Raw genomic sequence first — 20,511 nt, forward strand, 5'->3', positions numbered from 1 at the left:
GGTATTTTCAAATGGTGATTTTTTTTGTTATTTTTCTAAAAACTTTAGTTAGGTAACGTTATTTTCCTCCAAAGACCTATATTTGTATAAACACAAATCAATATTTACATTAACTACTTTAGGTTTAAGCTTTCGCGGAATGCTAGGGAGATAATTTCATGTTTTTTTCTAATAGTTTCGATCATAGCTCATCAGTGAGTATGAATCTGGTCATAACGATTCGTTATATTCTTTTTGACAAATTGGATTATATGGAGTCGCTACTTATTTACAAAATTCAAACTAAGATCAATAAACTCGTATAACTGTATGGACATTTTTTTGACAAATATCCAAAATTTTGTTGGATGAACAGTTTGTTCTTCCCGAAGTCGTTGTTATTTTAATGTTGATAGCTAATTATTTTTTAAAGTCGTTAATTTAATTTAATTTAATATTTTTTAATATTCTCCTCACGTAACTCATATTCGCAACTACACTTAATTTATTAGAAATATTAAGACAGATTGAGATTATGAATATTTTTTCTAGATTATTTCCGAAGAATAATAAAGGCGTATCATCAGAGAACAAAATTGAAAATAAAGCATCATCAAAGCATCTTATGGCGCTTGAACCTCGCTTTATGTTTGATGCTGCGGGTGCCGTAACGGCTATTGATGTAGCTACTGAACAAGTGGTTAATGATCAAGCCAGTGCCTTTATCAAAGATAACTTTGTCTCGAAAGATTCAGTACAAATCGATAAAAGCACGATTGACTCAACTAATACACTGGATAATTCATTACCTCCATCATCTAACCGAGTAAATGAAGATCTTATTGCGGCTATCTCAACACAAGATAATATTGATGCTTCTCCACTCGACTCTTCCTTAAATACAGAGCCAAGCATTATTGCTTTTATTGATTTGAGTATAGAAAACGCTGATCAATTAGCTGCATCATTAGATGCTAATATCGAAATTATATTTATTGACCCTGCCAAAGGTGGCATTGAGCAAATAGCCGATGCTTTAGATGGACGCACTGATATTGATGCTATTCATATATTAAGTCATGGTGATCAAGGTAGTTTGTCAATTGCAGGAACAGAAGTAACAGCAGATTCTATTAAAGGTGAACAGGCAAGCTTATTTACACGTATTGGTGAAAGCTTAACTGAAGCTGGCGATATGCTTATTTATGGTTGTAATTTCGCTGCAGGTGAAGATGGAGCTGCAGCCGTTGATGCTTTAGCTGACATTACTAAGGCAGATATAGCTGCCTCAAATGATTTAACCGGCGCCGCAAATAAAGGTGGAGATTGGGATCTTGAAGTACATAGTGGAAAGGTAGAACAAGCTGCATTTGTTGCTGAAGACTTTTCTGATACGTTAGCTACAACAACACCTGTTAATACAATAGGTCCTCAAACAGGTGAATATGTTGTTACCGCAGATGGTGAACTTACTATTACTATTAAAGGTGCTGATGGTGGTAATGGTAGTGGTTCAGCTGGTGGGCAAGGTGCAACAATAACAGGAACATTTAATGTTACTGCAGGTCAAACTGTTCGTTTTGTTGTTGGTGAAGCTGGAGAAACTATAACTGAAAATTCAGGTACTAGTGCGGGTGGTGGTGGTAGTACTGGTGTGTTTATCGACAATATACTTGTGCTTGTTGCTGGTGCTGGTGGTGGCGGTGATGATGCTGTTGGCGCTGGTGGCGGTGGCGGTAATACTGTTATTACAGGTGACACCGGTGGTGGTTTAACAGGTGGTACAGGTGGTACAGGTGGTTCAGGTGGAAGTGCGAGTGCATCTGGCGGTGGTGGTGCTGGTGGTGGTGGTATCAATACCGACGGAGAAACAGCTTTAGGGACAGGCGGCTCATCTGCAGATCTCATACCTAGCGATGGTGTTACTTTAGCTGATGGCGGTGACGGTAATGTTAGTGGTTCTGCTGGTGGCCAAGGATTTACTGGTGGTGGTGGTGCTTCTCCATCATTCTCTGGTGGTGGTGGTGGTTATTCAGGTGGTGGATCTGCTGGTGGTAATGGCGGTGGCGGTGGAGGTGGTTCATTTATAGAAGCTTCTGCTATCTCAAGTAATAGTATTGAAGGTAGTGACGGAGCAGGAAATGAATCTGACGGTGCTATTAAAATATCGCTTGAAGCGAACGCTGTACCCGTTATTTATTTAGACAATGATGGTGGTACAGAAACAGCTGTCGGTTGGCAGCATAATTCGCCTGCAAATACGCCAACAGCGACTGACTTTAACAGTGGAACTGTAGTAAGTGGTGATAATGAATTAGCTGGCACAGGTGTTTCTTTATTTTATGATAATACGAGAGTTCAAGTTAATGGCGTAAACTCTAATGACTTAGCTTCAGCTCGTATAAATGAGGATTATATACAATATGGTTTTACTACAGCGGCTTCGTTTGATAACCCTGTAAGCCTCAATGCTATATATAATGCTGACTGGAATGCAAATGGAAGTGTTGGCTATAAAGTTACAATTGATATATCAACCGACAATTTCGCCACATCCAATACGCTTATAGAAGATCACCAACTTGCTGAAACAGGTGGTGATGTTTACGAAGGTGTTTTCCAGAATATAGATGACTTTGAGATCACGGCAAATACCCATTATGAAATTCGTGTTTATATTTACGATAACAATGGTGGTACTGTTATTTATGATGATCTACAACTATTCACTACAAGTCCAGCCTATAACTATAATAATACTTTCACTGAAAATGGTGACCCCGTTGCTATAGCTTCTCCTGATATTGCTATTGGAGACGACGATAATACGGATATGTCTTCAGCTTCAATTGTATTAGCTAACCCTCAAACAGATGACCGTTTACTTGTTAATGGCTCTGCTGCTGCAAGTGGAACATTGGCAAGTGGTATAAGTTATACACGTACAGATACAGCTATTACCTTTTCTGGTGTAGCAACAACAGAAGATTATGAAACGGCTATTCAAACAATAGAGTTTGAAAATACAGGTGATAATCCAGATATCACATCTCGCAATATCGAAGTAACAGTTAATGACAGTGAATCGAATTCTAATACGGCTATTGCAACGATTGACGTTATTCCCGTAAATGATGCCCCAGTAGCGGTTAATGACGGACCGGTTACCGTAACTGAAGATACTCCTTCTACAGGTAATGTACTCACAAACGATAGTGATCCAGAAAATGATACGTTAACGGTTACTCAATTTATTGTAAATGGAACAACTTATAGTGCTGGCGATGTTGCTACAACGGCAGGTGTAGGCTCACTTGTTATTAATAGTGACGGTTCATATACCTTTACCCCAGCGGCTAACTATAACGGTTCAGTTCCTAGTGCTACTTATACTGTAATTGATGGAAATGGCGGCAGTGATACAGCGGTATTAAGTTTTAGTAATGTTATTGCAGTAAATGATGCACCTATCGCTAATGATGATGGTCCTGTTGCCGTGATTGAAGATACACCTGTTAGTGGTGATTTATTAGATAACGACAGCGATGTTGACGGTAACAACCTAAAAATAATTCAGTTTATTGTTGATGGTGATAGTACTGTTCATACTGCTGGAGATACTGTGGTAATTTCTGGTATTGGTAGTCTATTAGTAAATGCTAATGGTACTTATACCTTTACGCCAAATTCAAACTATAACGGCGCAGTACCATTTACCACATATACCATAAGCGATGGAAATGGTGGTAGCGATACAGCTATTCTAAGTTTTAGTAATGTTAGCCCTGTTGAAGATGCACCTATCGCATTTGATGACGGTCCTTACACCGTAACGGCAGATACCCCATTTGCTGGAAATGTATTAACAAATGATACCGATGCGGAAAATGATACGTTAGCCGTGACTCAATTTATTGTTAACGGAACAACTTACACTGCGGGTAACACTGCAACAATTTCAGGTGTGGGTACATTAGTTATTAATGCTAATGGTAGTTTTAACTTTACGCCTGCAAATAATTACAGCGGCGCAGTGCCTAGTGCTACTTATACTGTTACAGATAATAAAGGTGGGTTCGATACCGCCGTATTAAGTTTCAACGACATTGCTGCAATTAATCATGCTCCTGAAGCTGTTAATGACGGTCCAGTGTCCGTGACCGAAGATACACCAGCAACGGGTAATGTCTTAACGAACGATAGTGATCCTGATAGTGATACGTTAGCGGTTACTCAATTTATTGTAAATGGAACAACTTATAGTGCTGGCGATGTTGCTACAACGGCAGGTGTAGGTGATTTAGTTATCAACAGCGACGGTTCATTCACCTTTACGCCCGTTCTTAATTACAACGGCGCTGTACCAAGTGCGACCTATACGGTGAGCGACGGTACAGGCGAAGCCAATGAAAGCAGTACAGCCATCTTAAGTTTCACCGATGTTATTGCGGTAGATGATGCGCCAGAAGCGGTGGATGATGGTCCATTTGATGTGACCGAAGACACGCCTTCATCAGGCAGCGTATTAGGTAACGACACCGATATTGAAGACGATCCGCTCACCGTTGTTCAATTTATTATTGATGGCGATGCGACTGTGCATAGCGCAGGCGATACCGCGACAATCGCGGGAGTCGGTACGTTACTTATCAACACCGATGGCACATTCACTTTCACTCCTGCACCTGATTATAACGGCGCAGTACCTAACACCACATACACCTTGGGCGATGGTAAAGGCGGTTTTGATACCGCGGTATTAAGCTTCAAAGATGTGGTTGCGGTGAACGATGCACCTGATGCAGTAGATGATGGTCCTGTGTCAGTGACCGAAGATACACCAGCAACGGGTAATGTGTTAACGAACGACAGTGATGCCGATGGCGAAACGCTTACGTTGACACAATTTGTGATTGACGGCGATGCGACGATTTACAGCGCAGGCGATACCGCGACATTAACGGGTGTGGGAACACTCATTATCAACGCGAATGGCAGTTACACCTTTACGCCAACACCTGATTATAACGGACCTGTACCAAGTGCGACCTATACGGTGAGCGACGGTACAGGCGAAGCCAATGAAAGCAGTACCGCAGTCTTAAGTTTCACCGATGTTATCGCGGTAGATGATGCGCCCGAAGCGGTGGATGATGGTCCATTTGATGTCACCGAAGATACGCCTGCGACAGGTAATGTATTAGGTAACGACACAGATATTGAAAATGATCCGCTAACGGTTGTGCAATTCATTATTGATGGCGATGCGACTGTGCATAGCGCAGGCGATACCGCAACAATCGCCGGAGTCGGTACGTTACTTATCAACACCGATGGCACATTCACTTTCACTCCTGCACTTAATTATAACGGCGCAGTACCCGATACCACATACACCTTAGGCGATGGTAAAGGCGGTTTTGATACCGCGGTATTAAGTTTCAAAGATGTTGTTGCGGTAAATGATGCACCTGATGCGGTGAATGATGGTCCTGTGTCAGTGACTGAAGATACACCAGCAACGGGTAATGTCTTAACGAACGACAGTGATGCTGATGGCGAAACACTTACGTTAACGCAATTTGTGATCGACGGCGATGCAACGACTTACCTTGCGGGTACAACCGCGACGATAGCAGGCGTGGGTGATTTAGTTATTAACAGTGACGGTTCATTCACCTTTACGCCTGTTCTAAATTACAACGGCGCTGTGCCAAGTGCGACCTATACGGTGAGCGATGGTACAGGCGAAGCCAATGAAAGCAGTACAGCGGTCTTAAGTTTCAGTGATGTTATCCCTGTAGATGATGCACCCGAAGCGGTGGATGATGGCCCATTTGATGTGACCGAAGACACGCCTTCAACAGGTAATGTATTAGGTAACGACACAGATATTGAGAACGACCCATTAACCGTTGTGCAATTTATTATTGATGGTAATGCGACTGTGCATAGCGCAGGCGATACCGCAACAATCGCAGGAGTCGGTACTTTACTTATCAACACGGATGGTTCATTTACATTTACCCCAGCACTTGATTATAACGGCGCAGTACCCGATACCACATACTCCTTGGGTGATGGTAAAGGCGGTTTTGATACCGCGGTATTGAGTTTCAATGATGTGGTTGCCGTGAACGATGCACCTGATGCAGTGAATGATGGTCCTGTGTCAGTGACCGAAGATACACCAGCAACGGGTAACGTGTTAACGAACGACAGTGATGCAGACGGTAACCCACTTACGTTGACACAATTTGTGGTCGACGGCGATGCGACGATTTACAGCGCAGGCGATACCGCGACAATAGCGGGAGTCGGTACTTTATTGGTAAATGCTGACGGTACATTCACCTTTACCCCAGCGCTTAATTACAACGGCGCTGTGCCAAGCGCGACCTATACGGTGATCGATGGTACAGGCGAAGCCAATGAAAGCAGTACCGCAGTCTTAAGTTTCACCGATGTTATCGCGGTAGATGATGCGCCAGAAGCGGTAGACGATGGTCCATTTGACGTCACCGAAGACACACCTTCATCAGGCAACGTATTAGGTAACGACACCGATATTGAAGGCGATCCGCTAGCGGTTGTGCAATTTATTATTGATGGTAATGCGACTGTGTATAGCGCAGGCGATACGGCGACGATAGCAGGAGTCGGTACTTTACTTATCAACACCGATGGTTCATTTACATTTACCCCTGCACCTGATTATAACGGCGCAGTACCTAACACCACATACACCTTGGGTGATGGTAAAGGCGGTTTCGATACCGCGGTATTAAGTTTCAATGATGTGGTTGCCGTGAACGATGCACCTGATGCAGTGAATGATGGTCCTGTGTCAGTGACTGAAGATACACCAGCAACGGGTAATGTGTTAACGAACGACAGTGATGCCGATGGCGAAACGCTTACGTTGACACAATTTGTGATTGACGGCGATGCGACGATTTACAGCGCAGGCGATACCGCGACATTAACGGGTGTGGGAACACTCATTATCAACGCGAATGGCAGTTACACCTTTACGCCAACACCTGATTATAACGGACCTGTACCAAGTGCGACCTATACGGTGAGCGACGGTACAGGCGAAGCCAATGAAAGCAGTACCGCAGTCTTAAGTTTCACCGATGTTATCGCGGTAGATGATGCGCCCGAAGCGGTGGATGATGGTCCATTTGATGTCACCGAAGATACGCCTGCGACAGGTAATGTATTAGGTAACGACACAGATATTGAAAATGATCCGCTAACGGTTGTGCAATTCATTATTGATGGCGATGCGACTGTGCATAGCGCAGGCGATACCGCAACAATCGCCGGAGTCGGTACGTTACTTATCAACACCGATGGTTCATTTACATTTACCCCCGCACCTGATTATAACGGCGCAGTACCTAATACCACGTACACCTTGGGCGATGGTAAAGGCGGTTTTGATACCGCGGTATTAAGTTTCAATGATGTTGTTGCCGTGAATGATGCACCTGATGCTGTGAATGATGGTCCTGTGTCAGTGACCGAAGATACACCAGCAACGGGTAATGTGTTAACGAACGACAGTGATGCCGATGGCGAAACGCTTACGTTGACACAATTTGTGATTGACGGCGATGCGACGATTTACAGCGCAGGCGATACCGCGACATTAACGGGTGTGGGAACACTCATTATCAACGCGAATGGCAGTTACACCTTTACGCCAACACCTGATTATAACGGACCTGTACCAAGTGCGACCTATACGGTGAGCGACGGTACAGGCGAAGCCAATGAAAGCAGTACAGCAGTCTTAAGTTTCAGTGATGTTATCGCGGTAGATGATGCGCCCGAAGCGGTGGATGATGGTCCATTTGATGTCACCGAAGATACGCCTGCGACAGGTAATGTATTAGGTAACGACACAGATATTGAAAATGATCCGCTAACGGTTGTGCAATTCATTATTGATGGCGATGCGACTGTGCATAGCGCAGGCGATACCGCAACAATCGCCGGAGTCGGTACGTTACTTATCAACACCGATGGCACATTCACTTTCACTCCTGCACTTAATTATAACGGCGCAGTACCCGATACCACATACACCTTAGGCGATGGTAAAGGCGGTTTTGATACCGCGGTATTAAGTTTCAAAGATGTTGTTGCGGTAAATGATGCACCTGATGCGGTGAATGATGGTCCTGTGTCAGTGACTGAAGATACACCAGCAACGGGTAATGTCTTAACGAACGACAGTGATGCAGACGGAAACCCACTTACGTTGACACAATTTGTGATCGACGGTGATGCGACGACTTACCTTGCAGGTACAACTGCTACGATAGCAGGAGTAGGTACTTTATTAGTGAATGCTGATGGTACATTCACCTTTACGCCTGTTCTAAATTACAACGGCGCTGTACCGAGTGCGACCTATACGGTGAGCGATGGTACAGGCGAAGCCAATGAAAGCAGTACAGCGGTCTTAAGTTTCAGTGATGTTATCCCTGTAGATGATGCACCCGAAGCGGTGGATGATGGCCCATTTGATGTCACCGAAGACACGCCTTCAACAGGCAATGTATTAGGTAACGACACCGATATTGAAGACGATCCGCTAACGGTTGTTCAATTCTTTGTTAATGGCGATGCAACACTTTATAACGCAGGAGAAACAGCAATTATTGATGGTGTAGGTACATTAGTTATTAATAGTGACGGTGCTTTTACCTTTACACCTGAAGCTGATTATAACGGTTCAGTACCTATCGCCACATATACTGTAGAAGATAGCAATGGTGGGTTTGATAAGGGCGTTTTAAGTTTTTCTGATGTTAGTGCCGTTATTGATATTACAACGGACAATTATACAATTAATGAGAATACAATCGCAACATTGTCGGTTCTTGATAACGATACATTTGATAGTTCAGCGCAAGTTACTGCATTTACTCAAGGTAGTAATGGTACGGTCACTTTAAACTCTGATGGCACAGGAACTTATACCCCTAATGATCATTTTTTTGGTAGTGATAGTTTTACCTATACGGTGACTTCTGGAGGAGTTACTGAAACGACTACAGTTAATATTACCGTAACAGAACAAAATGACTCTCCTGATGTTGAAGAAATAGCAGATCAAAATGCGGTTGATGGTCAACCTGTTTCTATAGATATTAGTAGTTTCTTTAGTGATGCAAATAATGACACATTAACGTTTTCTACAGTTGGCATGCCAGTAGGGCTCAGCATAGATACCAACACAGGTATTATTTCGGGTACACTTGATAACAGTAGCTCTCAGAATGGTCCTAACAATGATGGGATCTACACTATTACAGTTACTGCTAACGATGGACGAGGTGGAACAGTAGATCAAAGCTTTGATTATACGGTTGTTAATGCATTACCAACAGCGGTAAATGACGATACATCAACGACTGAAGATACAGCTATTAATATTGATGTTCTTGTTAATGACAGCGATCCAGATAACGACACACTTGTTGTCATTGAAGCAAGTGCAGGTAATGGAACGGTTGTTATTAATGGTGATAATACACTTACCTATACGCCAAATACTGACTTTAACGGAAATGACACCATCATTTATACCATTATTGACGGTGAAGGTGGAGAGAGTACAGCGAGTGTTAATGTTACCATTTCAGCCGTTAATGACGCTCCTACTAGTGAAGGCATTGATGACCAAGCAGATGCTGATAGTAGTGTAATCAACTTAGACATTTCAGCTAATTTCACTGATATAGATGGAGATGTTTTAAACTTTACCGCGACTGGATTACCTCCAGGTCTTAGTTTAGATGCAAATACAGGGGTAATTACCGGTACTGTAGCAAGTAATATATCAACAACAGGGCCTTACAGCGTAACCATTACTGCTAATGATGGTAACGGAGAAAGTATAAATACAAGTTTTACTTGGGCATTTAATAATGTTCCTCCTACCGCAAATGATGATATTGCTACAACTGCGGAAGATGAGAACGTTGTTATTAGTGTATTAAATAACGATACAGATCCAGATGACGATACTTTAACCGTTATTGTTGCTAGTGCTTCACACGGAACCGTTACTATTGCAGGTGATGGACTGACTATCACTTATACTCCTGATGCTGATTTTAATGGTGTTGATATCATTAATTACCGCATCTCTGACGGACAAAGTGGAGAGAGTACAGCAACGGTAACCGTGACGGTAAATGCGGTTAATGATGCCCCTATTGTTAATACCCCGTTACCGGATGAAGCTGCAATTGATGGCCAAGATGTATCTATTGACTTCAACCCTTACTTTAGTGATGTAGATGGCGATACTCTAACCTTTACAGCAACAGGACTACCTGCTGGAATTTCAATTAATGGCATTACAGGTGTTGTAAGTGGAACCTTTGCCAGTGATGCATCACAGTCTAGCCCATATACCATCACTATTATTGCAGAAGATGGAAATGGAACATCTGTAAGTGATAGCTTTAGTTGGACTATAGATAACCCTCCACTTCAAGCTAACCCTGATACAAATACTGTTACTGAAAATGGAACGCTAAATATTCCTGCTAGCAGTGGCGTGTTAAGTAATGACGCTGATCCTGATGGTGACAATATTAGTGTTGCTGAAGTTGATAATAGCAATGCTAATGTTGGCAACTTAGTTAGCGGATCATTTGGTGGTAGCTTTATCATTAATGCAGATGGCTCATATAGTTTTGATGCGGGTACTGACTTTGATGACTTAGCTGTTGGAGAAAGTCGCACGACTAGTGTTATCTATCAAGCTTCTGACAATGAAGGAGGACTCTCTAGCTCAACGTTAACGATTACAGTAACAGGTGAAAATGATGCACCAGTAGTTAGCCCTGAAACACAAACGACTAACGAAGACACTCCAATTAGTGGACAAGTCAATGCTACTGATGCTGAAGGTGATGTACTCACTATCACTCTGAAGACATCTCCAAGTAATGGTACGGTTATAGTTAATAATAATGGTACATATACCTATACACCAAACAACAACTTTAATGGTGTAGATACATTTATTGTGACCGTTGAGGATAGTAACGGTAGTAATGTAGATGAAACGGTTACGATTAACGTTACCCCGATTAATGATGCGCCAATTGCCAATGATGATGGAGCCTTTACGGTAACCGAAGATACCCCATTTAGTGACAATGTGCTGAACAACGATACCGATGCAGAGGGTGATACCTTGAGTGTTGTTCAATTTGCTGTTGATGGTGATGCAACGATTTACAGTGCAGGTACAACCGCTGCTATTGATGGTATTGGTACATTAGTTATCAATAGCGATGGTACATTTACGTTTTCTCCTGCTGAGAATTACACAGGTGCAATACCTAATACCACTTATGCAATAACTGATGCTAATGGAGGCATCGATGCTTCAGTATTAAGCTTCAATAATATTGTATCGGTGAACGACGCCCCTGATGCGGTGAATGACGGTCCGGTTGAAGTGACCGAAGATACAGCGGCTACAGGTAATGTATTAACGAATGATAGTGACGCCGAAGGCGCAGCGCTGACGTTAACGCAATTTGTGATCGACGGCGATGCAACGACTTACCTTGCGGGTACAACCGCGACGATAGCAGGCGTGGGTGATTTAGTTATTAACAGTGACGGTTCATTCACCTTTACGCCTGTTCTAAATTACAACGGCGCTGTGCCAAGTGCGACCTATACGGTGAGCGATGGTACAGGCGAAGCCAATGAAAGCAGTACAGCAGTCTTAAGTTTCAGTGATGTTATCGCGGTAGATGATGCGCCAGAAGCGGTAGACGATGGTCCATTTGATGTGACCGAAGACACGCCTTCATCAGGCAGCGTATTAGGTAACGACACAGATATTGAAAGTGACCCGCTGACGGTTGTGCAATTTATTATTGATGGCGATGCGACTGTGCATAGCGCAGGCGATACGGCGACGATAGCAGGAGTCGGTACTTTACTTATCAACACCGATGGCACATTTACTTTCACTCCTGCACCTGATTATAACGGCGCAGTACCTAACACCACGTACACCTTGGGCGATGGTAAAGGCGGTATTGATACCGCGGTATTAAGTTTCAATGATGTTGTTGCCGTGAATGATGCACCTGATGCGGTGAATGACGGTCCTGTGTCAGTGACCGAAGATACAGCGGCTACAGGTAATGTATTAACGAACGACAGTGACGCCGAAGGCGCAGCGCTGACGTTAACGCAATTTGTGATTGCTGGTGATGCGACCATTTACAACGCAGGAGATACCGCGACATTAACGGGTGTGGGAACACTCATCATCAACGCGAATGGCAGTTACACCTTTACGCCAACACCTGATTATAACGGACCTGTACCGAGTGCGACTTATACCGTCAGCGATGGAACCGGTGGCGTAAACGAAACAAGTACAGCCATCTTAAGTTTCACCGATGTTATCGCGGTTGATGATGCGCCAATTGCGGTTAACGATGGTCCATTTAATGTGACCGAAGATACGCCTTCAATAGGTAACGTATTAAGCAACGATACCGATGCAGAGAATGATACCTTAAGTGTTGTCGAGTTTTTTGTTGACGGTGATGCCACGACTTATCTTGCAGGAACAACCGCGACAATCGCCGGTGTGGGTGAGTTAGTGATCAACACCAACGGTTCATTTACCTTTACGCCAACCCTTAATTATAACGGCGCTATTCCTAATACCACCTACGTTGTCAGTGACGGCGAAGGCGGCATTGACATGGGTGAATTGAGCTTCAATGATGTTGTTGCGATGAACGATGCGCCTGATGCGGTGAATGACGGTCCGGTTGAAGTGACCGAAGACACAGCGGCAACAGGTAATGTTTTAACCAACGACAGTGACGCTGAAGGCGCAGCGCTGACGTTAACGCAATTTGTGATCGACGGCGATGCAACGACTTACCTTGCGGGTACAACCGCGACGATAGCAGGCGTGGGTGATTTAGTTATTAACAGTGACGGTTCATTCACCTTTACGCCTGTTCTAAATTACAACGGCGCTGTGCCAAGTGCGACCTATACGGTGAGCGATGGTACAGGCGAAGCCAATGAAAGCAGTACAGCAGTCTTAAGTTTCAGTGATGTTATCGCGGTAGATGATGCGCCAGAAGCGGTAGACGATGGTCCATTTGATGTGACCGAAGACACGCCTTCATCAGGCAGCGTATTAGGTAACGACACCGATATTGAAGGCGATCCGCTCACCGTTGTTCAATTTATTATTGATGGCGATGCGACTGTGCATAGCGCAGACGATACGGCGACGATAGCAGGAGTCGGTACTTTACTTATCAACACCGATGGCACATTTACTTTCACTCCTGCACCTGATTATAACGGCGCAGTACCTAACACCACGTACACCTTGGGCGATGGTAAAGGCGGTTTTGATACCGCGGTATTAAGTTTCAATGATGTTGTTGCCGTGAATGATGCACCTGATGCTGTGAATGATGGTCCTGTGTCAGTGACCGAAGATACACCAGCCACGGGTAATGTCTTAACGAACGACAGTGATGCTGATGGCGAAACACTTACGTTAACGCAATTTGTGATCGACGGCGATGCAACGACTTACCTTGCGGGTACAACCGCGACGATAGCAGGCGTGGGTGATTTAGTTATTAACAGTGACGGTTCATTCACCTTTACCCCAGCGCTTAATTACAACGGCGCTGTACCAAGTGCGACCTATACGGTGAGCGATGGAAATGGCGGCAGTGATACAGCAGTATTAAGTTTCACCGATGTTATCGTGGTTGATGATGCGCCAATTGCGATTAACGATGGTCCATTTGATGTCACCGAAGATACACCTTCAATAGGTAACGTATTAAGCAACGATACCGATGCAGAGAATGATACCTTAAGTGTTGTTGAGTTTTTTGTAGACGGTGATGCCACGACTTATCTTGCAGGAACATCAGCGACAATCGCCGGTGTGGGTGAGTTAGTGATCAACACCAACGGTTCATTTACCTTTACGCCAGCCCTTAATTATAACGGCGCAGTTCCTAATACCACCTACGTTGTCAGTGACGGCGAAGGCGGCATTGATATGGGTGAATTGAGCTTCAATGATGTTATTGCGATAAATGATGCACCTGATGCGGTGAATGATGGTCCTGTGTCAGTGACCGAAGATACACCAGCCACGGGTAATGTCTTAACCAACGACAGTGACGCCGAAGGCGCAGCACTGACGTTAACGCAATTTGTGATTGATGGTGATGCGACCATTTACAACGCAGGAGATACCGCGACATTAACGGGTGTGGGAACACTCATTATCAACGCGAATGGTAGTTATACCTTTAGGCCAACGCCAGATTATAACGGACCTGTACCGAGTGCGACTTATACGGTCAGTGATGGAACAGGTGGCGTGAATGAAACAAGCACTGCCATCTTAAGTTTCACCGATGTTATCGTGGTTGATGATGCGCCAATTGCGATTAACGATGGTCCATTTGATGTCACCGAAGATACACCTTCAATAGGTAACGTATTAAGCAACGATACCGATGCAGAGAATGATACCTTAAGTGTTGTTGAGTTTTTTGTAGACGGTGATGCCACGACTTATCTTGCAGGAACATCAGCGACAATCGCCGGTGTGGGTGAGTTAGTGATCAACACCAACGGTTCATTTACCTTTACGCCAGCCCTTAATTATAACGGCGCAGTTCCTAATACCACCTACGTTGTCAGTGACGGCGAAGGCGGCATTGATATGGGTGAATTGAGCTTCAATGATGTTATTGCGATAAATGATGCACCTGATGCGGTGAATGATGGTCCTGTGTCAGTGACCGAAGATACACCAGCCACGGGTAATGTCTTAACCAACGACAGTGACGCCGAAGGCGCAGCACTGACGTTAACGCAATTTGTGATTGATGGTGATGCGACCATTTACAACGCAGGAGATACCGCGACATTAACGGGTGTGGGAACACTCATTATCAACGCGAATGGTAGTTATACCTTTACGCCAACGCCAGATTATAACGGACCTGTACCGAGTGCGACTTATACGGTCAGCGATGGAACAGGTGGCGTGAATGAAACAAGTACTGCTATCTTAAGTTTCACTGATGTTATCGCTGTTGATGATGCACCTATTGCGGTTAACGATGGTCCATTTGATGTGACCGAAGATACGCCATCAACAGGTAACGTATTAAGCAACGATACCGATGCAGAGAATGATACCTTAAGTGTTGTCGAGTTTTTTGTAGACGGTGATGCCACGACTTATCTTGCAGGAACAACCGCCACGATAGCCGGTGTGGGTGAGTTAGTGATCAACACCAACGGTTCATTTACCTTTACGCCAGCCCTTAATTATAACGGCGCAGTTCCTAATACCACCTACGTTGTCAGTGACGGCGAAGGCGGCATTGATATGGGTGAATTGAGCTTCAATGATGTTATTGCGATAAATGATGCACCTGATGCGGTGAATGACGGTCCTGTGTCAGTGACCGAAGATACACCAGCCACGGGTAATGTCTTAACCAACGACAGTGACGCCGAAGGCGCAGCACTGACGTTAACGCAATTTGTGATTGATGGTGATGCGACCATTTACAACGCAGGAGATACCGCGACATTAACGGGTGTGGGAACACTCATTATCAACGCGAATGGTAGTTATACCTTTACGCCAACCCCTGATTATAACGGACCTGTACCGAGTGCGACTTATACGGTCAGCGATGGAACAGGTGGCGTAAACGAAACAAGCACAGCAATATTAATGTTTAATAGTATTGCTCCAGTTGTAGATATCATGCCTGATAGCCTATCAACAATTGAAGATACACCAGTGATATTGGATGTATTAGCTAATGATAGCTTTGATAGTTCAGCACAAGTCACTAGTTTTACTCAGGGTACTAATGGCAGTGTAAGTATCACGGCTGATGGTATAGCCACTTATACACCAGAGAATAACTTCTTTGGAACAGATAGTTTTATTTATACCGTTACTTCTGGTGATGTAACTGAAACAACAACAGTTAGTGTGGTTATAACAGAACAAAATGATGTACCAGAAACAGACGTTATTGCCGATCAAAATGCAGTTGATAGTCAATTAATTTCTATCCCACTTAGTGACTACTTTAGTGATGCAGACGGCGATATATTAACATTCACTGTAACGGGCTTACCAATAGGGTTAAACATTGATGCAATAACAGGTGTTATTTCTGGGACGCTTGATAGTAGTGCTTCGCAAGGTGGTGCAGCTAATAATGGTATTTATAGCATTACAGTAACGGCTGATGATGGTCGTGGTGGAACCGTTGATCAAACATTTAACTATACTATTGTTAACGGTTTACCTACTGCGGTGAATGACGCAGTTACAACAACAGAAGATACAGCAACAATCATTAATGTTCTAATTAATGATAGTGATGCAGATAACGATACTTTAACGGTTACTCAAGCAACAGCAGGTAATGGAACAGTAATTATTAATGCAGACAACACTATTACTTACACACCAAATGCCAATTTTAATGGCGCAGATACTATTATTTATCAAATTATTGATGGTGAAGGTGGAGAAAGTACGGCAAGTGTTAATGTAACGGTAACTGCAGTTAATGATGCACCAACAACAGCTGGGTTAAGTGATCAAGCAGATGCTGATAGCAGTACAATAACTTTAGATGTTTCAGCTAACTTTTCTGATGTAGACGGAGATAATTTAAGCTTCTCAGGAACAGGACTGCCTACAGGCTTAAGTATAGATGCAGATACAGGTGTTATTACAGGAACCGTTGCTAGCGATATATCTAATTCAGGTCCATTTAATGTCACTATTGTTGCAAATGATGGTAACAACGGTACAACATCAACAAGTTTTGCTTGGGCATTTGAAAATGTTCCGCCTATTGCAAATGACGATATAGCATCAGTAGTAGAAGATGGAACAGTAGTCATTAGTGTTTTAGCTAACGATACAGACCCAGACAATGATCCATTAACGATTATTGAAACCTCTGCTCCAAATGGAATCGCGGTTATTACTGCCGATAACACCATAACTTATACGCCAAATGAAAACTTTACTGGCACTGATATTATTAACTATCGTATATCAGACGGATCAGGAAGCTTTAGTACAGCTACCGTAACTGTTTCAGTAACTTCTATTAACGATGCGCCAATCATAAATACCTCTTTACCTCATGAAGCTGCGATTGACGGGCAAACGGTATCTATTAATTTTAGTCCTTATTTTAGCGATATTGATGGAGACACTTTAACTTTTACTGCTGCGGGTTTACCTAATGGAATTTCAATCGATAGTAATACCGGTGTTGTTAGTGGAACCTTTGATAGTGATGCATCAACAAATAGCCCTTACACCATCATTATTACTGTTGATGATGGACATGCTGGCAATGTAAGTGACAGCTTTAGTTGGACCGTTGCTAATCCACCTATTCAAGCAACACCTGATACCAATACAGTAAATGAGAATGAGAGCCTTATTATTAGCTCTGCTGGAGGAATTTTAATTAATGATCTTGACTCAGACGGTGACAGCTTAATTGTTGAAGAAGTGCAAAATGAAACAACTAATGTCGGGCAAGCTATAAATGGCTCTGCGGGTGGTAGTTTTACTATTAATGCTGATGGTTCATATCGTTTTGAAACAGGAACTGACTTTGACGACTTAGCGGTAGGTGCTAGCCGAACAACAAGCGTTGTTTACCAAGCATCAGATGGCGAAGGTGGTTTTTCTACAGCCACATTAACCATTACGGTTAACGGTATTAATGATGCACCTGTAGCTAACTCTGATACGCAAACAACCAATGAAGATACTTCTGTAAGTGGGCAAGCTAACGCGACAGATATAGATGGAGATAACCTCACCTTTAGCTTAGCAACAGCACCAGAGCACGGCGATGTTGTTGTTAATTCTGATGGAACATATCTATACACACCTGATACTGATTTTAACGGTACAGATACATTTATTATCGCTGTTGAGGACGAGAATGGTGGAAGTGATAGCACAACCGTTACCATTAACATTACACCTATTAATGATGCTCCAGTAGCGGTTAATGATGGACCTATCTCTATTGTTGAAGATACACCAGCTACAGGTAATGTACTCACAAATGATAATGACGTTGAAGGCGACACGTTAAGTGTTGTTCAGTTTATTATTGATGGAAGTTCAACGATTTATAATGCAGGAACAACAGCCACAATTACAGGGGTTGGAGAGCTTCTTATTAATAGTGACGGAGTATATATCTTTACTCCAGCAGTCGATTATAACGGAAGTGTACCGAGTGCTACCTATACTCTAAGTGATGGGGTAGGAAACACAGATACTGCTATTTTAAACTTTAGTGATATAACACCTGTAAATGATTATCCAATTCATGTAACCGAGAATATACCTGCCACAGGTACAGTATTGATTGAAGAGGGTGAAGTTGTTACCCAGTTTATTGTTAATGGTGATTCAACCGTTTATACCCCAGGCGATACAGCGACAATTGTAGGTGTGGGCAGCTTATTTATTGACAGTAATGGGGCTTATGTTTTCACCCCGGAAACTGACTATATTGGCAGCATACCAAGTACCACTTACACCGTAAGTGATGGCACTAATATTACCGGTACTACTGTTTTAGATTTTAGTGATATTACACCAGCTATCTCACTTAATGAAGATTCATCAGCTTCAGGTAACGTACTCGTTAATGATAATGATGCTATAACTCAATTCGTTATAGACGGAGACGATACTATTTATAGCGCAGGAGATTCTGCAGTTATTAATGGTATTGGTAATATATTGATCAACATGGATGGAACATACACTTTCACGCCAGATGCTAATTATGCAGGTGTTATTCCTAATACCACCTATACTTATTCTGATCCTAATGGTGGTCTCCACACTGGTATTTTAAGCTTTAGAGGCGTAGTACCTGTAAATGATGCGCCAGAAGCAACAAATGAAGAACCTGTTGTTGTTACCGAAGATACACCAGCTACAGGTAATGTGCTGGCTAACGACAATGATGTAGATGGCGATACACTTACCATTACTCAATTTACCATTGATGGAGATCCAGCAAGTTACAACGCTGGTGATACAGTTACTATTACTAATATTGGTAGCTTACAAATTAATGCCAATGGTAGCTTTACCTTTACTCCGTTTGCTAACTATAACGGTCCAGTACCGAGTGCAACCTATACGGTAAGCGACGGAAATGGTGCTACTGATATAGCAGAGTTAAACTTTAATGATGTTATTAGTGTAAATGATGCGCCAATCGTTATTGGTGAATCAATAACGACTGAAGAAGGTAGCCCAATAACCATTGATGTATTAAGTAATGACGTGGACGTAGAAGGCGATCCACTTATTGTCATAACTGTTGACGGACAAGATATTATTATCGACTCAACAGTGACTTTGGCTAATGGAACCGTAGTCGTTCTTAATCAAGATAGTTCATTAACGGTTACGCCACCAGAAGGCTTTGATGGTGTTATTAATTTTGACTATGTTGTGTCAGATAATAATGGTGCTCTTACTGCAGGTACTATTAATTTAACGGTACAGGCTTTACCGGTCGGAATAGATGTTGAAAGTAATATCGAAATAGGACAACAAGTAACAACGTCTACTTTTGAATCAACTACTGATACACAAGTCGATATTATCGAGAGCGAAGAGCGATTTATTACTGCACCAGGCATTATTCTTGAAACAGTATTTGATGTAAGAGATCTTCATTCAACAATGGACTTAACGGTAGGTGCGCCAATTATTACAGCGATAGAAGGACTACAAACTCTTAATAATATCAGTTCACATATCAATGCAGAATTTCCAATTTTGGAAACAATAGACAATTTAGAGCAATTCAGCATTTTTAATCAAAGTTTATCTGAAATTTTTGATACTAATTACGAACCTTTTGATGAAGACGAAATAAATAGCCTCTTACTTACAAGCTCAGTAAACAACACAACTGATATTAATAATGATGAGTTGTTGATTGAAACAATAATGCGAGATAACAACCTCTTAATGAGCTTAAACGCTCAAACACAAACAAGCGATTTATCAAATGTTAACTATAATATTACTAGAGTTGATGGTCGTGCACTTTCAGACTGGATATTAGTAGAAAATAAAGGACTTGTTTTGATGGAGGTTCCTGAAAAAACTGAAGTTATACAGCTTAATATTGTGACAAATACACTTGAGGGTTCAACAACAACACGCCCTATAGAGATTGATTTAACTTCTGGCAGTGTTAGTGAACTAGAAAGTGTAGAGCAAAACAATACAGACACATTTGATAATAGAATTATACGAGAAGCATTTAGCAGCAATACCGAAACTGCTGCTCTTGCGCAAGCCCTTGATATAACAAAATTTCAATCATAAATTAAAACATTTATGTAGACAGG

1 protein-coding gene is annotated in these 20,511 nt (G+C 42.7%); it reads left to right on the forward strand.

The genetic code is table 11. The features are described from left to right. Positions 1 to 514 precede the first annotated feature (514 nt). Positions 515 to 20,488 carry an Ig-like domain-containing protein gene (locus tag ACPUVN_RS16680; RefSeq protein ID WP_426369483.1) on the forward strand — a complete coding sequence of 6,658 codons (19,974 nt, stop codon included), beginning with the start codon at positions 515 to 517 and terminating at the stop codon, positions 20,486 to 20,488. The last annotated feature ends 23 nt before the right edge of the window (positions 20,489 to 20,511 follow it).

It is taken from the genome of Pseudocolwellia antarctica (assembly GCF_049933045.1).
GTDB lineage: Bacteria > Pseudomonadota > Gammaproteobacteria > Enterobacterales > Alteromonadaceae > Pseudocolwellia.